Genomic DNA, 20,046 nt, shown 5'->3' with positions numbered 1-20,046 from the left:
GCGCGCGGTGCCGTCGTCATGTGCGGTCACCCGGCCGGTGGAAGCCGTGGTGCCCGCGCCTTCCGGTGTGGCGGGCCGCGCGGCGGGCCCGGGTCGCCGCGCGGGCCAGGCGGTGCCGGTCGGCCTCCCGCATCAGCCGGTCGGTGTGCATACGGGCGTGGTTCTCGATCTCGATCACGGCGGGTCCTTCGCGAACGGCGGGTCGGTGACGCCTCCACACTCCGCCCCCGGCCGGGTGCGGCGCATCGGGAGAGTTCCGCATCTTCGGGCGTCCGCCGGCCCCTGCCGCACGCATAAGGGGTCTCAGGGAACCGGTGACCTGTGCACGAGTTCCCTAAGACCCCTGAGGCTCCCGCGCCGGTCAGCTCGCCGACGGCAGGGCGAGCAGCGCGTCCGAGTACTTCAGGACCGCGAGGATCAGGCCGACGACGCCGAGGGAGACGCCCGCCCAGGCCACCGACTTGATCCAGGGCGCCTGCGGGCGGCCGGGGGTGCCGAACGCGGGCCGGGCGAGCACCACCACGCCGGTGATCAGCGCGGCCAGCGCGAACAGGCCGGCCCACAGCGCGGTGGCGTGCCAGGCGTCGCCGTAGACCGCCTTGATCTGCTGGGCGACGCCCGCCGTGGACGACGTCCGCAGCTGGCCGATGAGCTGCTGGCGGGCGCCGGCGACGGTGCCGACCCAGCCGCCGCTGAGCGAGACCAGGCCCAGTACGGCGGAGACGACGGCCCCGGCGCCCTGGCCGACCCCCGACGGGGTCTTGGTGCCCGGAATCTCGTCCCGGGGGCCGTCGGCCGTCTCGTCCGCGCCGCCGGCCGTTTCCTCGGCGGTCGCGCCCTCGGCCGTGGCCGCCGAGGCGTCCCGTGTGCTGTCCACCGCCTGCTCGGCGGTGCCGACCCCCTCCGTCGTCTCGTCCTCGTGCCGCACCGCGGCGTCTTCCGATGTCTTCGTTGCCATGCACAGCACCGTACGGACGCCGTCTGAGAGGTCCATTAATGATCGTCAATGGGCGTGTTGCCCGGTGTCCTCGCGTGTCTTGGCCCATTCGGGGGCGAGTACCGCCCAGATCTCGGTGCTGGTGCGCACGCCGTGGTGCGGATGGTTCTCGCGAAGTACACCCTCGCGGGTCATGCCGAGCCGCCGGGCCACGTTGATGCTGGGCTGGTTGCCGGGTGCCACGTGCCACTCGACCCGGTGCATGCCGCGCTCCTCGAACGCCCAGTCGAGCAGCAGCCGCATGCCCCGGGTGACGAGCCCGCGCCCGGCCGCCGCGGGCTCCAGCCAGCAGCCCGCCTCGCACACCCCGCTCGGCGTGTCCCAGACCCGGAAGAGCAGCCCGCCGACGAGCGTGCCGTGCTGCCAGATGCCGTGCAGGGAGCCGCCGTCGGCGGCGCGCTTGTCGGCGTACGCCCGCAGCCAGGCGCGAGCGCCGTCCAGATCGGCGACCACCTCGGGCAGGCCGACGTGCCGGCCGATGAACTCGCGCCCGCGGTCGATGTTGGCCAGCACTTCCTCGGCGTGCCAGACCTCCAGCGGGCGCAGTTCGGCGCCGTCACCCAGGGATATCGCGTACATCGCGCTGCTCTTCCTCCCGTAGTTCGTCCATGTGGACCCGGCCGAGCCTCTCATGCGCGGCCCGGCACTCGGGCGGCTCGATGCTGATGTGCGGCAGCCGGCGGTCCAGCCAGCGGGGCAGCCACCAGTTGGCGGCGCCCAGCAGGTGCATCAGGGCGGGCACCAGCAGGGTGCGCAGCACGAAGGCGTCGACGGCCACGGCGGCGGCCAGGGCGATGCCGAACATGGCGATCACCCGGTCACCGCTGAGGACGAAGGCGAGGAACACCGAGATCATGATCACGGCCGCGGAGTTGATCACCCGGCTGGTCTCGGCAAGGCCCACGCGGACCGCGCGCCGGTTGTCGCCGGTCTCCAGCCACTCCTCGTACATCCGGCTGACCAGGAAGACCTGGTAGTCCATGGAGAGCCCGAAGAGCACCGAGACCATGATCACGGGCAGGAAGGGCTCGATGGGGCCCTCGCGGCCGAGTCCGAGCAGTTCGCTGCCCCAGCCCCATTGGAAGACGGCCACGACGACACCGAACGCGGCGGCGACGGCGGCGATGTTCATCACCGCGGCCTTCAGCGGGATGCCGAGGGAGCGGAAGGCGAGGAGCAGCAGCAGGCAGCCGAGCCCGATGACCGTGCCCACGAACAGCGGCAGCTTGCCGATGATCACATCGGCGAAGTCGTCGTATCCGGCGGAGACCCCGCCGACCTGGATGTCGAGGGAGGTGCCCCGTTCGGCCTCGGGCAGCACCTGCCCGCGCAGCCGGTCCACGAGGGCACTGGTCCGCGCCGACTGGGGCGCGGAGTCGGGCACGACGGTGAGGTAGGCGGTCTCGCCGCCGGTGGCGTAGGCGGCCGGGGTGGCGGCGGCGACACCGGGGGTGGAGCGCAGGGTGGCGTCGAGGTTGTCCAGGGCTATCCGGTCGGCGGCGCCGTCCACCCGGGTGACGAGGGTCAGCGGCCCGTTGACGCCGGGGCCGAAGCCTTCGGCGAGCAGGTCGTAGGCCTTGCGGGTGGTGGAGGCGCGGGGATCGTTGCCCTGGTCGGAGGTGCCGAGGTGGAGCGAGAGGGTGGGCAGGGCGAGCAGCGCGAGCACGGCGACGGCGAGCGAGCCGAGCAGTTTGGGGCGCCGCTCCACCAGCGCGGACCAGCGGGCGGCGAAGCCGGTGGGCACCTCGGGGCGCGGTCCCTGAGTGGCGAGCCGGCGCCGTTCGCGGCGGCTGAGGGCGCGCGGGCCGATGAACGACAGCAGGGCGGGGAGCAGGGTGACCGAGGCCGCGACGGTGAGGACGACGGTCAGACAGGCGGCGATGGCGACGCCGTTGAGGAAGCTCAGCCGCAGGATCAGCATGCCGAGCAGGGCGATGCACACCGTGGCGCCCGCGAAGACGACGGCGCGTCCGGTGGTGGCGACGGCGTTCGTGGCGGCCTCGGTGACGCCGAGCCCGCGTTTGAGTCCGCGTCGGTGCCTGGTCACGATGAACAGCGCGTAGTCGATGCCGACGCCGAGGCCGATGAGCATGCCGAGCATGGGGGCGAAGTCGGCGACCGTCATCGCGTGGCCGAGCAGCCCGATGCCCGCGTGGGCGGTGCCGACGCCGATCAGGGCGGTGGCGATGGGCAGCAGGGAGGCGGCGAGGGAGCCGAAGGCGAGGAGAAGGACGACGGCGGCGACGAGCACGCCGACCACCTCCGCGGTATGGTCGCGCGGCGCCTCGGTGAGCCCGATCGCGCTGCCGCCCAGCTCGACCTGGAGGCCGTCGTTTGCTGCGGCCTTGGCGGTCCGTACGACGGAGTCGGCCTCGGACTCGCCGATGTTCTCGGCCTGCTGCGCGAAGGTGACGGTGGCGTAGGCGGTGCGGCCGTCCCGGCTGATCTGATCGGCGCCCTGGTCGCTGTAGGGGCCGTCCACCGAGGACACGCCGGGCAGAGCGGCGATCTCGTCGAGGGCGCGGGTCATGCCCTGTTCGACGTCGGCGGCGCGCACGGTGCCGCGGGTGGTGTGCCAGACGACGGTGTCGCTGTCGCCGCCGAGTCCCGGGAAGCCCTCGTGGAGCAGCTGGGCGGCGCGGCCGGACTCGGTGCCGGGGACCGAGTAGTCGTTCGAGTACGACGTTCCGGTCACGGCGGCGGCCGCGGTGGCGCCGCCGAAGGCGCACAACCACAGCAGAACGGCGATCAGTCGGTGCCTGACGCACCAGCGCGCGAGGGCTGCCACGGACGTGCTCCCCAGGAGGATTTGTGGATCTTTGACCGGGAACAGTCGTCCATGAACCGAACAGCCCGCAAAGAACGGATGAGCAATCGCCGGACACTCTTGCAGGCAGAAGAGATCATTTGCTGCGTTCGTGGGCTTATTCACAGCAGTCGGGTGAAATGCCGAGGGGGGACGCGCCGGACACGGCACGTCCCCCCTCGGGTCGGACGGTGGCTCAGCCCTCGCTGACGCCGAGCTTCTCCAGGATCAGCTCCTTGACGCGGGCCGCGTCGGCCTGGCCGCGGGTGGCCTTCATGACCGCGCCGACCAGGGCGCCGGCCGCGGCCACCTTGCCACCGCGGATCTTGTCCGCGATGCCGGGGTTGCCGGCGATGGCCTCGTCCACGGCGGTGCCGAGCGCCGAGTCGTCGGAGACGACCTTCAGACCGCGCTTGTCGACGACCTCGTCCGGGGTGCCCTCGCCCGCGAGGACGCCCTCGATGACCTGGCGGGCCAGCTTGTCGTTCAGATCGCCCTTCGCGACCAGCTCGGTGACCCGGGCCACCTGCTGCGGGGTGATCGCCAGCTCGTCCAGCGCGGTGCCGGACTCGTTGGCGCTGCGCGCCAGTTCGCCCATCCACCACTTGCGGGCGGCCGCCGCGTCGGCGCCTGCCTCGATGGTGGCGACGATCGGGTCCAGCGCGCCGGCGTTGAGGATCGCCTGCATGTCGGTGGCGGAGATGCCCCACTCGGCCAGCAGCCGGGTGCGGCGGGCCAGCGGCAGCTCGGGCAGCTCGGCACGGATCTGCTCGACCCACTCGCGCGAGGGCGCGACGGGCACCAGGTCGGGCTCCGGGAAGTACCGGTAGTCCTCGGCCTCCTCCTTCACGCGGCCCGAGGTCGTGGACCCGGTGTCCTCGTGGAAGTGGCGGGTCTCCTGGACGATGGTGCCGCCGGAGGACAGCACGGCCGCGTGCCGCATGATCTCGAAGCGGGCCGCGCGCTCCACCGAGCGCAGCGAGTTGACGTTCTTCGTCTCCGAACGCGTGCCGAACTTGTCGGCACCCTTGGGCATCAGCGACAGGTTCACGTCACAGCGCATCTGGCCCATCTCCATGCGGGCCTCGGACACACCGAGGGCACGGATGACCTCGCGCAGCTCACGGACGTACGCCTTGGCCACCTCGGGGGCGCGCTCGCCGGCGCCCACGATCGGCTTGGTGACGATCTCGATGAGCGGGATGCCGGCGCGGTTGTAGTCCAGCAGGGAGTGGGACGCGCCGTGGATACGGCCGGTGGCGCCGCCGACGTGCGTCGACTTGCCGGTGTCCTCCTCCATGTGGGCGCGCTCGATCTCCACGCGGAAGGTCTCGCCGTCCTCCAGCTGCACGTCGAGGTAGCCGTCGAAGGCGATCGGCTCGTCGTACTGGGAGGTCTGGAAGTTCTTCGGCATGTCCGGATAGAAGTAGTTCTTCCGGGCGAACCGGCACCATTCGGCGATCGAGCAGTTCAGCGCGAGGCCGATCTTGACGGCCGACTCGACGCCGGTCGCGTTGACGACCGGGAGCGCGCCGGGCAGGCCGAGACAGACGGGACAGGTCTGCGAGTTGGGCTCGGCGCCCAGCTCGGTGGAGCACCCGCAGAACATCTTGGTCTTGGTGCCGAGTTCGACATGGACCTCGAGGCCCATGACGGGGTCGTACGACGCCAGTGCGTCCTCGTACGACACCAGGTCGGTCGTGGTGGTCACGGTGAAAACTTCCCTCTCAGCCCAGCAGGACGTCGTCGTCGCCCAGCCGCTTCAGCTCGCGGTAGAGGATCGCGAGGCCGGTCACGATCGCGACGGCGGAGACCGTGGCGTCGATCAGCCGCAGCGTGTCGTGCTCGGCGCGGGCCTTCTTGATCTGCTTGGTGACACCGATCGCGCCGAACGCGGTGGTGGCCATGGACAGGTACGTACCGGACTTGGACTTCTTGAAGTCCTTGGCCTTGGACAGCTTGCTCACAGCGACGGAGCCTCCTCAAGCAGCGGGTGTCCCCACTTTTCCACGAAGGCGGCCTCGACGGCGGCGCCGACCTTGTAGAGCCGGTCGTCCTGCATCGCCGGGGCGATGATCTGCAGGCCCACCGGGAGGTTGTCCTCCGGGGCGAGACCGCAGGGCAGGGACATGGCCGCGTTGCCCGCCAGGTTGGTCGGGATGGTGCACAGGTCCGCGAGGTACATCGCCATCGGGTCGTCGACGCGCTCGCCGATCGCGAAGGCGGTGGTCGGGGTCGTCGGGGAGACGATCACGTCGACCTGCTCGAACGCCTTCTCGAAGTCGCGCGTGATGAGGGTGCGGACCTTCTGCGCGGAGCCGTAGTAGGCGTCGTAGTAGCCGCTCGACAGGGCGTAGGTGCCGAGCATGATGCGGCGCTTGACCTCGGGACCGAAGCCGGCCTCGCGGGTCAGGGAGGTGACCTCCTCGGCCGAGTGCGAGCCGTCGTCGCCGGTCCGCAGGCCGTAGCGCAGGCCGTCGAAGCGGGCGAGGTTGGAGGAGCACTCGGAGGGGGCGATCAGGTAGTACGCCGACAGGCCGAGGTCGAAGGACGGGCAGTCCAGCTCGACGATCTCGGCGCCCAGTTCCTTCAGCAGCTCGACGGACTCGTCGAAGCGCTGGAGGACGCCGGCCTGGTAGCCCTCGCCGCGGAACTGCTTGACGACGCCGACGCGCATGCCCGCCACGCTGCCGTTGCGGGCGGCCTCGACCACCGGCGGGACCGGGGCGTCGATGGAGGTGGAGTCCATCGGGTCGTGGCCGGCGATGACCTCGTGCAGCAGGGCCGCGTCCAGGACCGTGCGGGCGCAGGGGCCGCCCTGGTCGAGGGAGGAGGAGAACGCCACCATGCCGAAGCGGGAGACCGCGCCGTACGTCGGCTTGACGCCGACCGTGCCGGTGACGGCGGCCGGCTGGCGGATGGAGCCGCCGGTGTCGGTGCCGATGGCGAGCGGGGTCTGGAAGGCGGCGAGCGCGGCGGAGGAACCGCCGCCGGAGCCGCCAGGGATCTTGGTGAGGTCCCAGGGGTTGCCGGTCGGACCGTAGGCGCTGTTCTCGGTGGAGGACCCCATGGCGAACTCGTCCATGTTGGTCTTGCCGAGGATGACGACGTCGGCGGCCTTGAGGCGCTTGGTCACGGTCGCGTCGTACGGCGGGATCCAGCCCTCCAGGATCTTCGAGCCGACGGTCGTGGGCACGCCCTCGGTGGTGAAGATGTCCTTGAGCGCGAGCGGGACGCCGGCCAGCGGGCCGAGCTTCTCGCCGCGGGCGCGCTTCTCGTCCACGGCGCGGGCCTGGGCGAGCGCGCCCTCGCGGTCGACGTGCAGGAAGGCGTGCACCTTCTCGTCGACGGCGTCGATGCGCGCGAGGTGGGCCTCGGTGACCTCGACCGCGGTCAGCTCGCCGGAGGCGATCTTCTCGGCGATCTGTGCGGCCGTGAGCTTGATGATGTTGTCCGTCATGGCGGTCACTCCTCCCCCAGGATCTGCGGCACCTTGAAACGCTGCTGCTCCTGGGCGGGGGCGCCGGAGAGCGCCTGCTCGGGGGTGAGCGAGGGACGGACCTCGTCCGCGCGCATGACGTTCGTCAGCGGGAGCGGGTGCGAGGTCGGCGGTACGTCTTGGTCGGCGACCTCGCTGACGCGGGCGACCGCGCCGATGATGTCGTCCAGCTGTCCCGCGAAGTGTTCGAGCTCTTCGGGCTTCAGCTCCAGACGCGCCAGCCGGGCGAGGTGGGCGACCTCCTCGCGCGTGATGCCAGGCATGCAGCGATCCTCTGGGGTGAGTGTGTGTGGTTTGGGGCCAATCCTATGGGGCGGGGCGGGGTGGCCGTGAAACGGTTTCCCGGGGCACGCCCGCCGAACGGTGCCGGCCGGCGCGCCCGGGGGCCGGTCAGACCGCGAAGAGCAGCGCGGCGCCGACCAGGACGACGACGGCGGTGGCGAGGTGCACGCCGAACGCGACTGCCTTCGGGCCGCCGTGGCGCAGGACTATCCGGGCGTCCAGGAGCGGGACGAGGGCCACGCCGACCATGAGCCAGGCCTCGGCCCGTGCCCCGGCGAAGGCGAGCAGGAGCAGGCCCACCACGCCGAAGGTGCCGTCCCTGAGGCCCTTGATGGACAGGTAGGCGCCGGCGTCTCCGTTGGGATCGGCCGGGACGCCGTAGCCGGCGGCGGCGGGGCCGGGCCGGAACCAGAAGCGGTAGCCGAGGAACAGGCAGAACAGATCGAGCAGCACGGCCAGGGTGTAGGCGATGACGGTCATGACTCCCCTTTGCTAGCAACGCTAGGAATGAGAGTGACGCTAACAGAGCTACGACAGAATGGCTAGCGTTGCTAGAATCACGGGTATGACGATCCAGACGCGCCGGGAGCGCGAACGAGCGGAGCGCAGGCGGCTGATCGTGACGGCGGCCCGGGAACTGGCCGAGGCGGAGGGCTGGGACGCGGTGACCACACGCCGGCTGGCCGCCGAGATCGAGTACAGCCAGCCGGTCCTCTACAGCCATTTCAAGGGCAAGGGCGCGATCATGGCGGCGGTCGCGGTGGAGGGCTGCGCGGAGCTGGCGGTGGCCATGCGCCGGGCGCGGGAGGCGGCGCCGGGCACGCGGGCCGCACTGGCGGCGGTGGCGGAGACGTACATGTCCTTCGCCCGCCGCCGACCCGCCCTCTACGACGCGATGTTCACCCACCTGGTCGACCTGCCGTTCGCGACCCCGGAGGCCCCGGCGGCCCTCCAGGAGGCCTTCGGCGAACTGCTGGCGGTCGTGACACCGGTCACGGCGCCCGCCGAGGAACCCGGCCAGGTGGCGGAGACCTTCTGGGCCGCGCTGCACGGCCTGGCGACGCTCATGCGCAGCGGCCGCCTGCCGGAACCGGCCCACGCCGGGCGCCTGCGCCTCCTGGTGGACCGCTTCGCGAAGGCGGGGGACGAGTAGCGGAGGGACGCGGTGAACCGCGCGGCGGACCGCGCCGGGCCCGAGGCCGGCGCCGGGCCACCGTCAGGGGCGGGCCGGGGGGAGGGCCGAGGCGCCGCACGTGCTCGCTTCCCGGGCCCGGAGCCACGCCGTCGTCTCGTCCGCCGGCATCGCCGCCGCGACCAGCCAGCCCTGTACCGCGTCGCAGCCCAGGTCGCGCAGCCGTTCCCAGGTCTCGTCGTCCTCCACGCCCTCGGCGACGACGAGCAGGCCCAGGGAATGGGCGAGGTCGACGGTGCAGCGCACGATCTCCGCGTCCTCGGTGTCCACGGCCAGCCGGGCCACGAAGGAGCGGTCGATCTTCAGCTCGCTGACCGGCAGCCGGCGCAGGTGCACCAGCGAGGAGTACCCGGTGCCGAAGTCGTCCAGGGACATCTTCACGCCGTGCCCGGTCAGCGCCGCCAGGGTGTCCGCGGCCCGCTGCGGGTCCTCCAGCAGGACGTGCTCGGTGATCTCCAGTTGCAGCGCGCCCGCCGGGACCCCGTGCCGGGCCAGCCGCGCGGCGACCGAGCCGGCGAAGCCGGGGGTGTGGACGTCGCGCGGGGAGACGTTGACCGCGACCGGGACCCGCAGTCCCTGCGCCCGCCAGCGGGCGACCTGGGCGAGGGCGGTCTCCAGCACGTACTCGGTGAGGTGGGGCATCAGCCCGGACGACTCGGCGATCGCGATGAACTCGTCCGGCGGCACCTTCCCGCGCTCGGGATGCACCCACCGCACCAGCGCCTCCAGGCCCGCGACCTGGCCGTCGAAGCGGACCTTGGGCTGGTAGTGCAGCTGCACCTCGTGCGCGTCCAGCGCCCGGCGCAGATCGCCGAGCAGGCCGAGCCGGTCGGGAGTGTTGGAGTCCCGCTTGGACTCGTAGACCTCGACCCCCGTACGGTCCCGCTTCGCCTGGTACATGGCCACGTCGGCCCGCCGCAGCAGCCCCTCGGCCTCCATGGCGTGGTCCGGGAAGACGGCGACCCCCGCGCTGGCCTCCAGGACGAGGGTGAGGCCGTCGAGGTCGAGCGGGGAGCTGAGCGCGGTGACCAGGCCGCGGGCGACGCGCATCGCGGAGGTGGTGGAGTCCGCGACGGGCAGTAAGACGGCGAACTCGTCCCCGCCGAGCCGGGCCGCCTCGGCGCCGCGCGGCAGGGCGAGCCGCAGCCGCTCGGCGATCTGCAACAGCAGCCGGTCACCGGCGAGATGACCGAGGGTGTCATTGACCGACCGGAAGCGGTCAAGGTCGATCAGCATCAGTGCGGAACGGGCCCCGATGCGGTCCGCCTCGTCCAGCGCGGTCCAGATCCGCTCCTGGAGCCACTGCCGGTTGGGCAGCCCGGTCAGCGGGTCGCGCAGCTGCTCCTCGGCACGCGCGCGGGCCATCCACAGCGCCGAGTCGATGGCGATCAGCGGGATCGCGAAGAGCGGCAGCAGGACCGGCTGGGTGTCGGCGACCACGCACAGCAGCGGCGCGATGCCGAGCAGCGCCACCGCCACCAGGCCCTGTCTGAGCAGCGCGGGACGGGCGATGTCGGGCAGTGCGCCGTCGCGCGGGGCGTTCAGGTACCACAGCAGGCCCCGGCTGACCGCCAGGTAGGCGACGGCGACCAGGACGATCTCGGGCGCGGTGGCGATGCTCCAACTGTGCGTGCGCCAGGGCGCCTCGACGCTGGGGAACCGGTCGAACCCGGCGAGCAGCAGGGCGCCGACGGCGATGCCGAGCAGGTCCGCCGCGCCGTGCAGCACGCCCTGCCGCCAGCGCTGCCTGCGGGCTATGCCGACCAGGACGACGACGGTGAGGCTGATCATGCCGGCGCTGACCCAGCCGAAGAGCAGCAGCACGGCGAGGGTGAGGGCGGCGCCGGAGCCGGTGCCGCCCCACCAGCGGGCGCGGCCCAGCATCACGAGGTGGCCGACGATGATCCCGGTGAGCAGGGCCAGCGACCAGCCGGCGGTGCCGGACGGGAAGAGGGCGTGCCGGCCGCTGAAGGCGCCGTAGAAGCCGGCGCCCAGGACGACGGCCGCGGCGGCGACGACGGCGGCGGGCAGCGCGGGCCGGGGCAGCCGGCGCCCGGGCTCCCGGCCGGCGCCGAGGCCGGGGACGGGCTCGACGGCCAGCGGCGGACGCGGAAGCGGCCGGGCGGCGCCGGCCGCGGCCGGGTGGACGCGCGGGCGGGTGCGGCCGGCGCCCGGACGCAGGATCTCCCGCCAGGCGACGGCGCGGCGGCGCAGGCGCAGCCGGGAGTCCGGGGCGACGCTCTCGGTCGGTTCCATTCCCGTCCCTCTCACAGCCGGCGGTGCCCACGCCACGCGGCCCGATGTCCGACACCATCGACGGCTTCGTGCTGAAGAACCCTTGCCGCGCCCGCGGCGGGCAGGGGAATGCCCCGGCCGCCGCCGGGTTCGGCAGGTGCACATCTCAACACTAGGCCGCGTGGGGCTTTTACGGGCACCGGTCGTCGGCGGTTGCCCGAATGCGCCCGGGCCACCCGTATGCAACTGGTATGCGCCGATCGGGTGGCCTTCAATCGCTACTCCTCGGTCGGAAGCGCCACTTCGGCCGCGGCCTCGGGGCCCTGCTCCAACAGGACGCCGAATCCGTCCTCGTCGAGCACCGGGACCTTCGATTGCACGGCCTTGTCGTACTTCGAGCCCGGGTTGTCACCCACCACGACGAACGAGGTCTTCTTGGACACCGAGCCGGTCACCTTGGCGCCCCGGCTCTGCAACGCCTCCTTGGCGCCGTCCCGGGTGAACTTCTCCAGGGTTCCGGTGACCACGACGGTGAGCCCCTCCAGCGGACGCGGACCCTCCTCCTCCTCGCTGACCTGCTCCTCCAGCGGGACGCCCGCGGCCTTCCACTTGCGCACGATCTCCCGGTGCCACTCCTCCGCGAACCACTCCTTGACCGCGGCGGCGATGATCGGGCCGACGCCGTCGGTGGCCGCCAGCTCCTCTTCGGTGGCCTGTTCGATTCGGTCGACGGAGCGGAACTCGCGGGCGAGGGCCTGCGCGGCGACCGGTCCCACGTGCCGGATGGACAGTCCGTTCAGGAAACGGGCGAGCGGGCGGGACTTGGCCGCCTCGATGTTCTCCAGCAGGGCCAGGGTGTTCTTCTTCGGCTCGCCCTTCTGGTTGGCGAAGACGGTGACGACCTTCTCCTCGCCCGTCCTCGGGTCGCGCTTGGGCAGTCCGCTGTCCTGGTCGAGGACGTAGGCCTTGATGGGGAGCAGCTTCTCCACCGTCAGGTCGAACAGGTCGCCCTCGTCCACCAGCGGCGGGTCGGCCGGCTCCAGCGGGCGGGTGAGCGCGGCGGCGGCCACCTCGCCGAAGTGCTCGATGTCCAGGCACTCCCGGCCCGCCAGATAGGAGACCCGCTCGCGCAACTGGGCTGGACACGTGCGGGCGTTGGGGCAGCGCAGGTCGATGTCGCCCTCCTTCATGGGCCGCAGCGGGGTGCCGCACTCCGGGCACTCGCCCGGCATCACGAACTCCCGCTCGCTGCCGTCCCTGAGGTCGACCACCGGGCCGAGGATCTCCGGGATGACGTCACCGGCCTTGCGGATGACGACCGTGTCCCCGATGAGGACGCCCTTGGCCTTGACGACCTCCTGGTTGTGCAGGGTGGCGAACTCCACCTCGCTGCCCGCCACCGTGACCGGCTCGACCTGGGCGTACGGCGTGACCCGGCCGGTGCGGCCGACGCCCACCTTGATGTCGATGAGCTTGGTGTTGACCTCCTCGGGCGCGTACTTGTACGCGATGGCCCAGCGGGGCGCCCGCGCGGTGGAGCCGAGGCGGCCCTGGAGGCGCAGTTCGTCCAGCTTGACGACGACGCCGTCGATCTCGTGTTCCACCGAGTGACGGTTCTCGCCGTAGTGGGCGATGAACTGCCGTACGCCGTCGAGGCCGTCGACCACCCGGTTGTGCGGGGAGGTGGGCATGCCCCAGCTCTTCAGCAGGTCGTACGCCTGGGAGAGGCGGGTCATGCCGGTGAACCCCTCCAGGGCGCCGATGCCGTGCACCACCATGTGCAGCGGGCGGGTGGCGGTGACGCGGGGGTCCTTCTGGCGCAGCGAACCGGCCGCCGCGTTGCGCGGGTTGGCGAAGGGCTTGTCGCCGGCCGCGACCAGGCGCTCGTTGAGTTCGAGGAACTTCTCCATCGGGAAGTAGACCTCGCCGCGGATCTCCACCAGGTCCGGGACGTCGTCGCCGCGCAGCCGGTCGGGGATCTCCGCGATGGTCCGCACGTTGGGCGTGATGTCCTCGCCGGTGCGGCCGTCGCCGCGGGTGGCGGCGCGGGTGAGGCGGCCGTGCTCGTAGGTGAGGTTGACGGCGAGGCCGTCGACCTTCAGCTCGCACAGGAAGTGGTACTCCTGGTCCCCGAGTTCACGGGCGATGCGGTCGGTCCAGGCGGCCAGCTCCTCGTCGTTGAAGGTGTTGTCGAGGGAGAGCATGCGCTGGCGGTGTTCGACCGCGGTGAACTCCGTCTGGTACGACCCGGCCACCTTCTGGGTGGGCGAGTCGGGGCTGCGCAGCTCCGGGTACTGCTCCTCCAGGGCCTCCAGGGACTTCAGGAGCTGGTCGAACTCCGCGTCGCTGATGACGGGAGCGTCCTTCACGTAGTACCGGAAGCGGTGCTCCTCGACCTGCTCCGCCAGCTGCGCGTGCCTGTCGCGGGCCTCTGCGGGCACCGCCGTCGTCTCCGCCTGCTTGTCGCCGGCCACCGTGTTGTCCTCCCGTTACTCTGGGTTGTCCGCGAGGGATCTCGCCGCCCGGACGCAGTGTGCGAGCGCCTGGCGCGCGTAGGCGGGGGAAGCGCCCGCGAGACCGCACGCCGGGGTGAGGGTGACCGCCTCGGCGAGCAGACCCGGGTGCAGCCCCAGCCTGCGCCACAACGTCCTGACACCCATGACGCTACCGGCAGGGTCCGACAATGGGCCGTCCGTGCCCGGCACGACACCGGCGAACAGGCGGGTGCCGCCCTCCACGGCCTCGCCGATCGCCTCGTCGTCACGCTCGGTGAGGAGCGCGAAGTCGAAGGAGATCGCGTCGGCCCCGGCCCGGCGCAGCAGCGCGAACGGCACGTCGGGGGCGCAGGAGTGGACGGCCACGGGCCCGTCGGGGTGGGCGCCGACGACCTCGCGCAGGGTGGCCTCCACGGTCTGGCGGTCGACGGCGCGGTGGGTGCGGTAGCCGCTGGCGGTGCGGACCTGCCCGCGCAGCACGGCGGTGAGGGAGGGCTCGTCGAGCTGGAGCACGATGCGGGCGCCGGGGACGCGGCGCCGGACCTCCGCGAGGTGCTGGCGCAGTCCCTCGGCGAGGGAGGCGGCGAGGTCCCGGCAGGCGCCGGCGTCCGAGAGGGCGGCCTCGCCGCCGCGCAGTTCCAGGGCGGCGGCGAGCGTCCAGGGCCCGACCGCCTGGACCTTCAGATCGCCCTCGTAGCCCTGGGTGAACTCCTCCAGGGCGTCCAGGTCCTCGCGCAGCCAGGACCAGGCCCGGCGGGTGTCCCGGCCGGGCCGGTCCCCGATGCGCCAGCCGCTGGGTTCCACGCGCGCGTACAGCTCGACCAGCATCCCGGCGGTGCGGCCGATCATGTCGGCGCCGGGACCCCGGGCGGGCAGCTCGGCCAGGAACGGGAAGTCCTCGAAGGACCCGGTGACGGTCTTGGCGGCCTCCCGGGCGTCCCCGCCGGGCATGGACCCGACTCCGGTGGCCCCGGCGAATCTGAACACGCTGTTTTCGCTCACCGGGGAAGCCTACGGAATGCGTAGGCGCCGGTCAGCGGCCCGGGCGCACCGTCAGGTCGTTGACCTCGGCGTCACGGGGCAGGTCGAGGGCCATGAGGATGGTCGTGGCGACCGATTCGGGGTCGATCCACTTGCCGGCGTCGTACTCCTTGCCCTCCTGCTGGTGCACCTTGGCCTGCATGGGGCTGGCGGTGCGGCCGGGGTAGACGGAGGTGACGCGGACGCCGGCGGCGTGCTCCTCCTGGCGCAGCGCGTCGGCGAGGGCCTTGAGACCGTGCTTGGAGGCGGCGTAGGCGCCCCAGCCGGCGTTGGCGTTCAGGCCGGCGCCGGAGTTGACGAAGAGGACGTGGCCGCGGGACGCGCGCAGCTGGGGCAGCAGCAGCCGGGTCAGCTCGGCGGGCGCGACCAGGTTGACGCCGAGCTGGTGGTGCCAGGACTTCGGGGTCAGCTCGCCGATCCCGCCGAGGTCCACCACGCCGGCGACGTGCAGCAGGGAGTCCACCCGGTCGGGCAGGGTCTGGTGGGAGAACGCCCAGGACAGCCGGTCCGGTTCCGCGAGGTCGCCGACCAGGGTGCGGGCGCCGGGGAACTCGGCGGCCAGTTCCTTGGCGCGGCCCGCGTCGCGGGCGTGCAGGACGAGTTCGTCGCCGCGCGCGTGCAGGCGGCGGGCGACGGCCGCGCCGATGCCGGAACCGGCCCCGGTGATCACATGTGTAGCCATACCCGCCATGCTCGCATCAGCGGGTGCCCGTCTGCTCCTCCAGGTAGGCCATCGCCCCGACCGGCTCCTCGGCGAAGAACACCAGGTCGGCCAGGGGGCGGGGCAGGAAGCCCTCGTCCTCCATGCGGCGGAACTGCTCGCGCAGGCCGTCGTAGAACCCGGCGGTGTTCAGCAGCACCACGGGCTTGTGGGTGCGGCCGTGCTTCTTCAGCTCCAGGATCTCGGTGGCCTCGTCCAGGGTGCCGGTGCCGCCCACCATGATGACCACGGCGTCGGCCTTCTCCAGGAGCAGCCTCTTGCGCTCGGCGAGGTCGGGGGCGATCACCATCTCGTCGGCGCCGGGCCGGGTCTTGTTGGCCAGGAACTCCACGGACACGCCCACCAGGCGGCCGCCGGTCTCCTCCACGCCGTCGGCGACGACCTTCATCAGGCCGACGTTGGAGCCGCCCCAGACCAGGGTGTGGCCGCCCTTGCCGATCAGTTCCGCGAACTCGCGGGCGGGACGGGTGTAGCGCTCGTCGAGGTCGGCGGCGGACAGGAAGACGCAGATGTTCATGGCCTCTACCGTACGCGGGAAGAACTCCCGCCCTTGTGGTGCTGTCCCGGTATGGCCGAAGGACACACCATCACCATCGAACCCGGCGAGCGGCACGTGCGCGTGGTGCACGGCGACCAGGTGCTCGCGGAGACCGACCGACCGCTGCTGCTGCGCGAGACGGGCTGCCCGGTGCGGTACTACATCCCGGCCGAGGACGTGCGCCTCGACCTGCTGACCCCCTCGGGGACGCATACGGTCTGCCCGTTCAAGGGCACGGCGTCCTACTGGTCGCTGCCCGACGCGCCCGATCTGGCCTGGGCGTACCCGGACCCGAAGCCGGAGGTGGCGCCGATCAAGGACCATCTCTGCTTCTACGACGTCGACGTGTCGTGACCGCCGTCCCCGCCGTCGTGCGGCAGTCTGCACCGACATGGACAACAAGACGACTTCCCGCGACGGCACCTCTCTCGCGTACCGGGTGACGGGCGAGGGGCCCGTGGTGATCCTGGTGAGCGGCGCGATGTCCACCGGTGGCACGCTGGCCCCCCTGGCCGAGCGGCTCGCGGACCGGGTGACGGCCGTCGTCTACGACCGGCGGGGCCGCGGCGCGAGCGGCGACACGAAGCCGTACGAGGTGGCGCGCGAGGTCGAGGACCTGGCCGCGCTGCTGGCCGCGGTGGGCGGCGAGGCGGCGCTGTTCGGGGTCTCCTCGGGCGGCGCGCTGGTGCTGGAGGCGCTGGCGGACGGCCTGCCGGTCACCCGGGCCGCGGTGTACGAGGTGCCGTACGCGGACCATCTGGCGGGCGGCGCCGAGCGGGAGGCCGTCTACAAGGAGAACCTGAACCGGGCGCTGGCGGAGGGCCGGCGCGGGGACGCGGTGGAGCTGTTCCTGCGGCTCACCGGGCTCGGCGAGGAGGTGATCCGGCGCGCCCGCCAGTCCCCCATGTGGCCCGGCATGGAGGCGGCCGCGCCGAGCCTCGCGTACGACGACGCCGTCATGGCCGACGGCCTGCTCCCCCGCGACCGGCTGGCCGCCGTCCCCGTGCCCCTGCTGGCGCTCGCGGGCGGCGCGAGCCCGGAGTGGATGCTCCGGGCCTGCCGGGACATCGCGGACGCGGTGCCCCGGGGCGAGTACCGGGTCCTGGAGGGCCAGACCCACATGGTCGAGCCGGACGTGCTGGGTCCGGTGCTCGCCGACTACCTCACGGCGTAGCCAGGGGCACGCCGTGGCCCTCGGTCGCCGAACCGCCCGCGCAGCGGCGGGCGGGCGCTACGCCGCCGCCGTCGCCCGGGTGGTGGAGGCGATGGTCGCCGAGCCGACCACGCGCGTGCCGTCGTAAAGGACGATCGCCTGGCCGGGAGCGACGCCGCGGACCGGCTCGGTGAAGGTGACGCGCAGTTCGCCGTCGACCGGTTCGGCGCGCACCTCGGTCTCGCCGCCGTGGGCGCGCAGCTGGGCGGTGTAGGTGCCGGGGCCGGTGGGGGCGGTGCCGCACCAGCGGGGCTTGATCGCGGTCAGGCCCACCACGTCCAGGGCGGCGGCCGGGCCGACGGTGACCGTGTTGGTCACCGGGGAGATGTCGAGGACGTAGCGCGGCTTGCCGTCGGGGGCCGGGGTGCCGATGCGCAGTCCCTTGCGCTGGCCGATCGTGAAGCCGTACGCGCCCTCGTGCGTGCCCAGCCGGGTGCCGGACTCGTCCACGATGTCGCCCTCGGCCTTGCCGAGCCGCCGGGCGAGGAAGCCCTGGGTGTCGCCGTCGGCGATGAAGCAGATGTCGTGCGAGTCGGGCTTCTTGGCGACCGCCAGCCCTCGGCGCTCGGCCTCGGCGCGGATCTCCTCCTTGGTGGTGACCGTGTCGCCGAGCGGGAACATCGCGTGCGCGAGCTGCTTCTCGTCCAGCACGCCGAGGACGTACGACTGGTCCTTGGCCATGTCGGAGGCGCGGTGCAGCTCGCGGGAGCCGTCCTCGCGGACGATCACCTTGGCGTAGTGGCCGGTGCAGACGGCGTCGAAGCCGAGGGCCAGCGCCTTGTCGAGCAGCGCGGCGAACTTGATCTTCTCGTTGCAGCGCAGGCAGGGGTTGGGGGTGCGGCCGGCCTCGTACTCGGCGACGAAGTCCTCCACGACGTCCTCGCGGAAGCGGTCGGCGAGGTCCCAGACGTAGAAGGGGATGCCGATGACGTCGGCGGCGCGGCGGGCGTCGCGGGAGTCCTCGATGGTGCAACAGCCCCGTGCGCCGGTGCGGAAGGACTGGGGGTTCGCGGAGAGCGCGAGATGGACGCCGGTGACGTCATGGCCGGCTTCCGCGGCACGCGCGGCGGCGACGGCGGAGTCGACCCCGCCGGACATGGCGGCGAGGACGCGGAGGGGGCGCTGCGAGGTCTCAGTCATAACGCTTCCAGGGTACGGGGCGGCGGGAACCGGGCCCTGAAAAAATCATGGACTGGGCCCTTTATGTCTGGTATGGGCGGTCTTATTCTGGGTTCAGGCCTACGGGACGAGTGAGGGAGTCCAAGCGGAGTAGCCGACGTCAGCGTGACACCGCAAGGTATCCGCTGGTGCCGACGTCGACGCTCGGGCTGAGAGGCCGGAAGGTCGCGAGACCGGAAGGCGACCCCCAGTACCTGATCCGGACCATGCCGGCGAAGGGAACCCGCCTCGTAGGTCGTTTCGTGCGTCCGGGGCCGGCTCGCGGGGCTCAGGTGAGACCGGCCGCCCGGGCGCGTTCCACCGCCGGGCCGATGGCCTTGGCGACCGCGGCCACGTCCGCCTCGGTGGAGGTGTGGCCCAGCGAGAAGCGCAGGGTGCCGCGCGCCAGGTCCGGGTCCACGCCGGTGGCGAGCAGGACGTGGCTGGGCTGGGCGACGCCCGCGGTGCAGGCGGAGCCGGTGGAGCACTCGATGCCCTGGGCGTCCAGCAGGAGCAGCAGGGAGTCGCCCTCGCAGCCGGGGAAGGTGAAGTGCGCGTTGGCGGGCAGCCGCCCGCCGGGCGCGGGGTCGCCGCCGAGGATCGCGTCCGGCACGGCGGCGCGCACGGCGTCCGCCAACCGGTCGCGCAGGGCGCCGACTTCGCTCGCGAACCGCTCCTGCCGCGCGGCGGCGATCCGGCCGGCGACGGCGAAGGAGGCGATGGCGGGGACGTCGAGGGTGCCGGAGCGCACGTGCCGTTCCTGGCCGCCGCCGTGCAGCACGGGGACGGGGGTGTGCTCGCGGCCGAGCAGCAGGGCGCCGATGCCGTAGGGGCCGCCGATCTTGTGGCCCGAGACGGTCATCGCGGCCAGGCCCGAGGCGCCGAAGTCCAGCGGGACCTGCCCGAAGGCCTGGACCGCGTCGGCGTGCAGCGGGACACCGAACTCGGCGGCGACGTCGGCCAGTTCACGGATCGGCATGATGGTGCCGATCTCGTTGTTGGCCCACATCACGGTGGCCAGGGCGACGTCCTCGGGGTTGCGGGCGATGGCCTCGCGCAGGGCCTCGGGGTGGACGCGGCCGTGGGCGTCGACGGGCAGGTACTCGACGGTGGCGCCCTCGTGCTCGCCGAGCCAGTGCACGGCGTCGAGGACGGCGTGGTGCTCGACGGGGCTGGACAGCACGCGGGTGCGGGCGGGGTCGGCGGCGCGGCGGGACCAGTACAGACCCTTCACGGCGAGGTTGTCGGCCTCGGTGCCACCGGAGGTGAAGACGACCTCGCTGGGGCGGGCGCCGAGCGCTTCCGCGAGGGTTTCGCGGGATTCCTCGACCGTACGGCGGGCCTGGCGGCCGGAGGCGTGCAGGGAGGAGGCGTTGCCCGTGATGCCCAGGTGGACGGTCAGGGCCTCTGCCGCCTCCGGGAGCATGGGGGTGGTCGCGGCGTGGTCGAGGTAAGCCATGGTGTGCAGAGTCTACTTTGACCGGCCGGCACGCCCCGTCGCGGCCGGACGTGGCGGCGCGGCCTCGGCGGCGCTGCGGCCGCCCGCCCGCCGCCGCGTCACAGGCTCCAGGACACCGTGTGGGACAGCTGCATCGCGGCCAGCAGGACCGCGAGGTCGGCCACACCGAGGGCGAGGCCCAGGTAGGCGCGGCCCCGGCGGGCGGTGCCGCGCCACAGGGAGACGGCGGCCAGGACGATGGCGACCGGGCCGAGGAAGAGGTTCAGCACGAGCAGGCCGAGCAGGCCGAGGATGAAGGACGCGACGGCCATGCCGTCGGCGTCGCGGGTGCCGGTGCGGGCCGGGGTGTTCGAGCGGCTCGTGGCCGGTGCGGTGAGTTGCATGGTGCTCAGCTCCCGATGGTGGTCGTC

General features: G+C 72.6%; 20 protein-coding genes. 3 read left to right on the top strand and 17 right to left on the bottom strand.

Translation table 11 applies throughout. From position 1 onward, the window contains the following. Positions 1-16: 16 nt before the first annotated feature. The 9 genes from ACSP97_RS24885 to ACSP97_RS24845 form a co-directional block, all read right to left on the bottom strand. A complete protein-coding gene (locus ACSP97_RS24885) occupies positions 17-178 on the bottom strand; it encodes a hypothetical protein (protein ID WP_358273546.1) in 162 nt (53 codons plus the stop codon). 183 nt (positions 179-361) lie between these two features. Continuing rightward, positions 362-958, bottom strand: coding sequence for a hypothetical protein (locus ACSP97_RS24880; RefSeq protein WP_355151687.1), 597 nt, complete (start codon positions 956-958; stop codon positions 362-364). A gap of 45 nt (positions 959-1,003) precedes the next feature. Then, entirely contained in the window at positions 1,004-1,576 is a 573-nt protein-coding gene (locus ACSP97_RS24875) for a GNAT family N-acetyltransferase (protein WP_355151688.1), read from the bottom strand. Next, a complete protein-coding gene (locus tag ACSP97_RS24870) occupies positions 1,554-3,785 on the bottom strand; it encodes an MMPL family transporter (protein ID WP_355325407.1) in 2,232 nt (743 codons plus the stop codon). The genes ACSP97_RS24875 and ACSP97_RS24870 overlap by 23 nt, the downstream gene beginning before the upstream one ends. A 214-nt stretch (positions 3,786-3,999) precedes the next feature. After that, the gene (gene gatB, locus ACSP97_RS24865; RefSeq protein WP_382077480.1) at positions 4,000-5,514 is read right to left on the bottom strand and encodes an Asp-tRNA(Asn)/Glu-tRNA(Gln) amidotransferase subunit GatB; all 1,515 of its coding nucleotides are present in this window, start codon (positions 5,512-5,514) and stop codon (positions 4,000-4,002) included. Positions 5,515-5,530: 16 nt separating this feature from the next. Continuing rightward, the gene (locus ACSP97_RS24860; RefSeq protein ID WP_053662973.1) at positions 5,531-5,770 is read right to left on the bottom strand and encodes a hypothetical protein; all 240 of its coding nucleotides are present in this window, start codon (positions 5,768-5,770) and stop codon (positions 5,531-5,533) included. Beyond that, entirely contained in the window at positions 5,767-7,263 is a 1,497-nt protein-coding gene (gene gatA / locus ACSP97_RS24855) for an Asp-tRNA(Asn)/Glu-tRNA(Gln) amidotransferase subunit GatA (RefSeq protein WP_355151691.1), read from the bottom strand. Before gatA ends, ACSP97_RS24860 begins: the two co-directional genes overlap by 4 nt. Positions 7,264-7,268: 5 nt before the next feature. Next, complete coding sequence (gene gatC, locus ACSP97_RS24850) at positions 7,269-7,565, bottom strand: Asp-tRNA(Asn)/Glu-tRNA(Gln) amidotransferase subunit GatC (RefSeq protein ID WP_070023066.1); 297 nt, start codon at positions 7,563-7,565, stop codon at positions 7,269-7,271. Positions 7,566-7,692: 127 nt separating this feature from the next. After that, positions 7,693-8,064, bottom strand: a complete 372-nt coding sequence (locus ACSP97_RS24845) for a DUF4267 domain-containing protein (RefSeq protein WP_440554319.1) — start codon at positions 8,062-8,064, stop codon at positions 7,693-7,695. An 85-nt stretch (positions 8,065-8,149) separates the two neighbouring features. On the opposite strand from ACSP97_RS24845, the gene ACSP97_RS24840 reads away from it, so the two are divergent. Next, positions 8,150-8,737, top strand: a complete 588-nt coding sequence (locus ACSP97_RS24840; protein ID WP_355151693.1) for a TetR/AcrR family transcriptional regulator — start codon at positions 8,150-8,152, stop codon at positions 8,735-8,737. 63 nt (positions 8,738-8,800) lie between these two features. Here the strand turns inward: ACSP97_RS24840 and ACSP97_RS24835 are convergent, their stop codons facing one another. The 5 genes from ACSP97_RS24835 to ACSP97_RS24815 form a co-directional block, all read right to left on the bottom strand. Continuing rightward, positions 8,801-11,032, bottom strand: coding sequence for a putative bifunctional diguanylate cyclase/phosphodiesterase (locus ACSP97_RS24835; RefSeq protein ID WP_440554317.1), 2,232 nt, complete (start codon positions 11,030-11,032; stop codon positions 8,801-8,803). A 257-nt stretch (positions 11,033-11,289) separates the two neighbouring features. Beyond that, the gene (ligA, locus tag ACSP97_RS24830; protein WP_355151695.1) at positions 11,290-13,485 is read right to left on the bottom strand and encodes an NAD-dependent DNA ligase LigA; all 2,196 of its coding nucleotides are present in this window, start codon (positions 13,483-13,485) and stop codon (positions 11,290-11,292) included. A 15-nt stretch (positions 13,486-13,500) separates the two neighbouring features. After that, positions 13,501-14,508, bottom strand: coding sequence for a methionine synthase (locus ACSP97_RS24825; RefSeq protein WP_355532575.1), 1,008 nt, complete (start codon positions 14,506-14,508; stop codon positions 13,501-13,503). A gap of 31 nt (positions 14,509-14,539) precedes the next feature. Then, positions 14,540-15,238: an SDR family oxidoreductase gene (locus ACSP97_RS24820; RefSeq protein WP_391869639.1), complete on the bottom strand. Its 699-nt coding sequence runs from the start codon at positions 15,236-15,238 to the stop codon at positions 14,540-14,542. A gap of 7 nt (positions 15,239-15,245) precedes the next feature. Then, entirely contained in the window at positions 15,246-15,785 is a 540-nt protein-coding gene (locus ACSP97_RS24815) for a TIGR00730 family Rossman fold protein (protein WP_355151697.1), read from the bottom strand. 51 nt (positions 15,786-15,836) lie between these two features. Here ACSP97_RS24815 and ACSP97_RS24810 point away from each other — a divergent pair, with 51 nt between their 5' ends. After that, on the top strand, positions 15,837-16,160 hold the full coding sequence (locus tag ACSP97_RS24810; protein ID WP_180329307.1) for a DUF427 domain-containing protein: 324 nt from the start codon (positions 15,837-15,839) through the stop codon (positions 16,158-16,160). Between the two features lie 37 nt (positions 16,161-16,197). Further along, a complete protein-coding gene (locus tag ACSP97_RS24805; RefSeq protein WP_440554314.1) occupies positions 16,198-16,980 on the top strand; it encodes an alpha/beta fold hydrolase in 783 nt (260 codons plus the stop codon). A 57-nt stretch (positions 16,981-17,037) separates the two neighbouring features. Here the strand turns inward: ACSP97_RS24805 and mnmA are convergent, their stop codons facing one another. From mnmA to ACSP97_RS24790, 3 genes are all read right to left on the bottom strand, one after another. After that, positions 17,038-18,159 carry a tRNA 2-thiouridine(34) synthase MnmA gene (mnmA, locus tag ACSP97_RS24800; RefSeq protein ID WP_074993406.1) on the bottom strand — a complete coding sequence of 374 codons (1,122 nt, stop codon included), beginning with the start codon at positions 18,157-18,159 and terminating at the stop codon, positions 17,038-17,040. A 307-nt stretch (positions 18,160-18,466) separates the two neighbouring features. Beyond that, complete coding sequence (locus tag ACSP97_RS24795; RefSeq protein ID WP_355532571.1) at positions 18,467-19,636, bottom strand: cysteine desulfurase family protein; 1,170 nt, start codon at positions 19,634-19,636, stop codon at positions 18,467-18,469. Between the two features lie 98 nt (positions 19,637-19,734). Further along, entirely contained in the window at positions 19,735-20,019 is a 285-nt protein-coding gene (locus ACSP97_RS24790) for a DUF4190 domain-containing protein (RefSeq protein ID WP_355325425.1), read from the bottom strand. Between the last annotated feature and the right edge of the window lie 27 nt (positions 20,020-20,046).

Source organism: Streptomyces sp. SCPE 10, assembly GCF_051980735.1.
Lineage (GTDB): Bacteria > Actinomycetota > Actinomycetes > Streptomycetales > Streptomycetaceae > Streptomyces > Streptomyces misionensis.
The sequence above is the reverse complement of the archived record's forward strand: the minus strand, read 5'-3'. Positions and strand labels throughout refer to the sequence as shown.

What these genes read in the sequence shown, in the direction of transcription:
- ACSP97_RS24880 (WP_355151687.1), bottom strand. Translation starts at nt 958, where the DNA reads ATGGCAACGAAGACATCGGAAGACGCCGCGGTGCGGCACGAGGACGAG.
- gatC (WP_070023066.1), bottom strand. Translation starts at nt 7,565, where the DNA reads ATGCCTGGCATCACGCGCGAGGAGGTCGCCCACCTCGCCCGGCTGGCG.
- ACSP97_RS24810 (WP_180329307.1), top strand. Translation starts at nt 15,837, where the DNA reads ATGGCCGAAGGACACACCATCACCATCGAACCCGGCGAGCGGCACGTG.
- ACSP97_RS24840 (WP_355151693.1), top strand. Translation starts at nt 8,150, where the DNA reads ATGACGATCCAGACGCGCCGGGAGCGCGAACGAGCGGAGCGCAGGCGG.
- ACSP97_RS24875 (WP_355151688.1), bottom strand. Translation starts at nt 1,576, where the DNA reads ATGTACGCGATATCCCTGGGTGACGGCGCCGAACTGCGCCCGCTGGAG.
- ACSP97_RS24805 (WP_440554314.1), top strand. Translation starts at nt 16,198, where the DNA reads ATGGACAACAAGACGACTTCCCGCGACGGCACCTCTCTCGCGTACCGG.
- ACSP97_RS24820 (WP_391869639.1), bottom strand. Translation starts at nt 15,238, where the DNA reads ATGGCGGGTATGGCTACACATGTGATCACCGGGGCCGGTTCCGGCATC.
- gatA (WP_355151691.1), bottom strand. Translation starts at nt 7,263, where the DNA reads ATGACGGACAACATCATCAAGCTCACGGCCGCACAGATCGCCGAGAAG.
- mnmA (WP_074993406.1), bottom strand. Translation starts at nt 18,159, where the DNA reads ATGACTGAGACCTCGCAGCGCCCCCTCCGCGTCCTCGCCGCCATGTCC.
- ACSP97_RS24845 (WP_440554319.1), bottom strand. Translation starts at nt 8,064, where the DNA reads ATGACCGTCATCGCCTACACCCTGGCCGTGCTGCTCGATCTGTTCTGC.
- ACSP97_RS24835 (WP_440554317.1), bottom strand. Translation starts at nt 11,032, where the DNA reads ATGGAACCGACCGAGAGCGTCGCCCCGGACTCCCGGCTGCGCCTGCGC.
- ACSP97_RS24815 (WP_355151697.1), bottom strand. Translation starts at nt 15,785, where the DNA reads ATGAACATCTGCGTCTTCCTGTCCGCCGCCGACCTCGACGAGCGCTAC.
- ACSP97_RS24795 (WP_355532571.1), bottom strand. Translation starts at nt 19,636, where the DNA reads ATGGCTTACCTCGACCACGCCGCGACCACCCCCATGCTCCCGGAGGCG.
- ACSP97_RS24790 (WP_355325425.1), bottom strand. Translation starts at nt 20,019, where the DNA reads ATGCAACTCACCGCACCGGCCACGAGCCGCTCGAACACCCCGGCCCGC.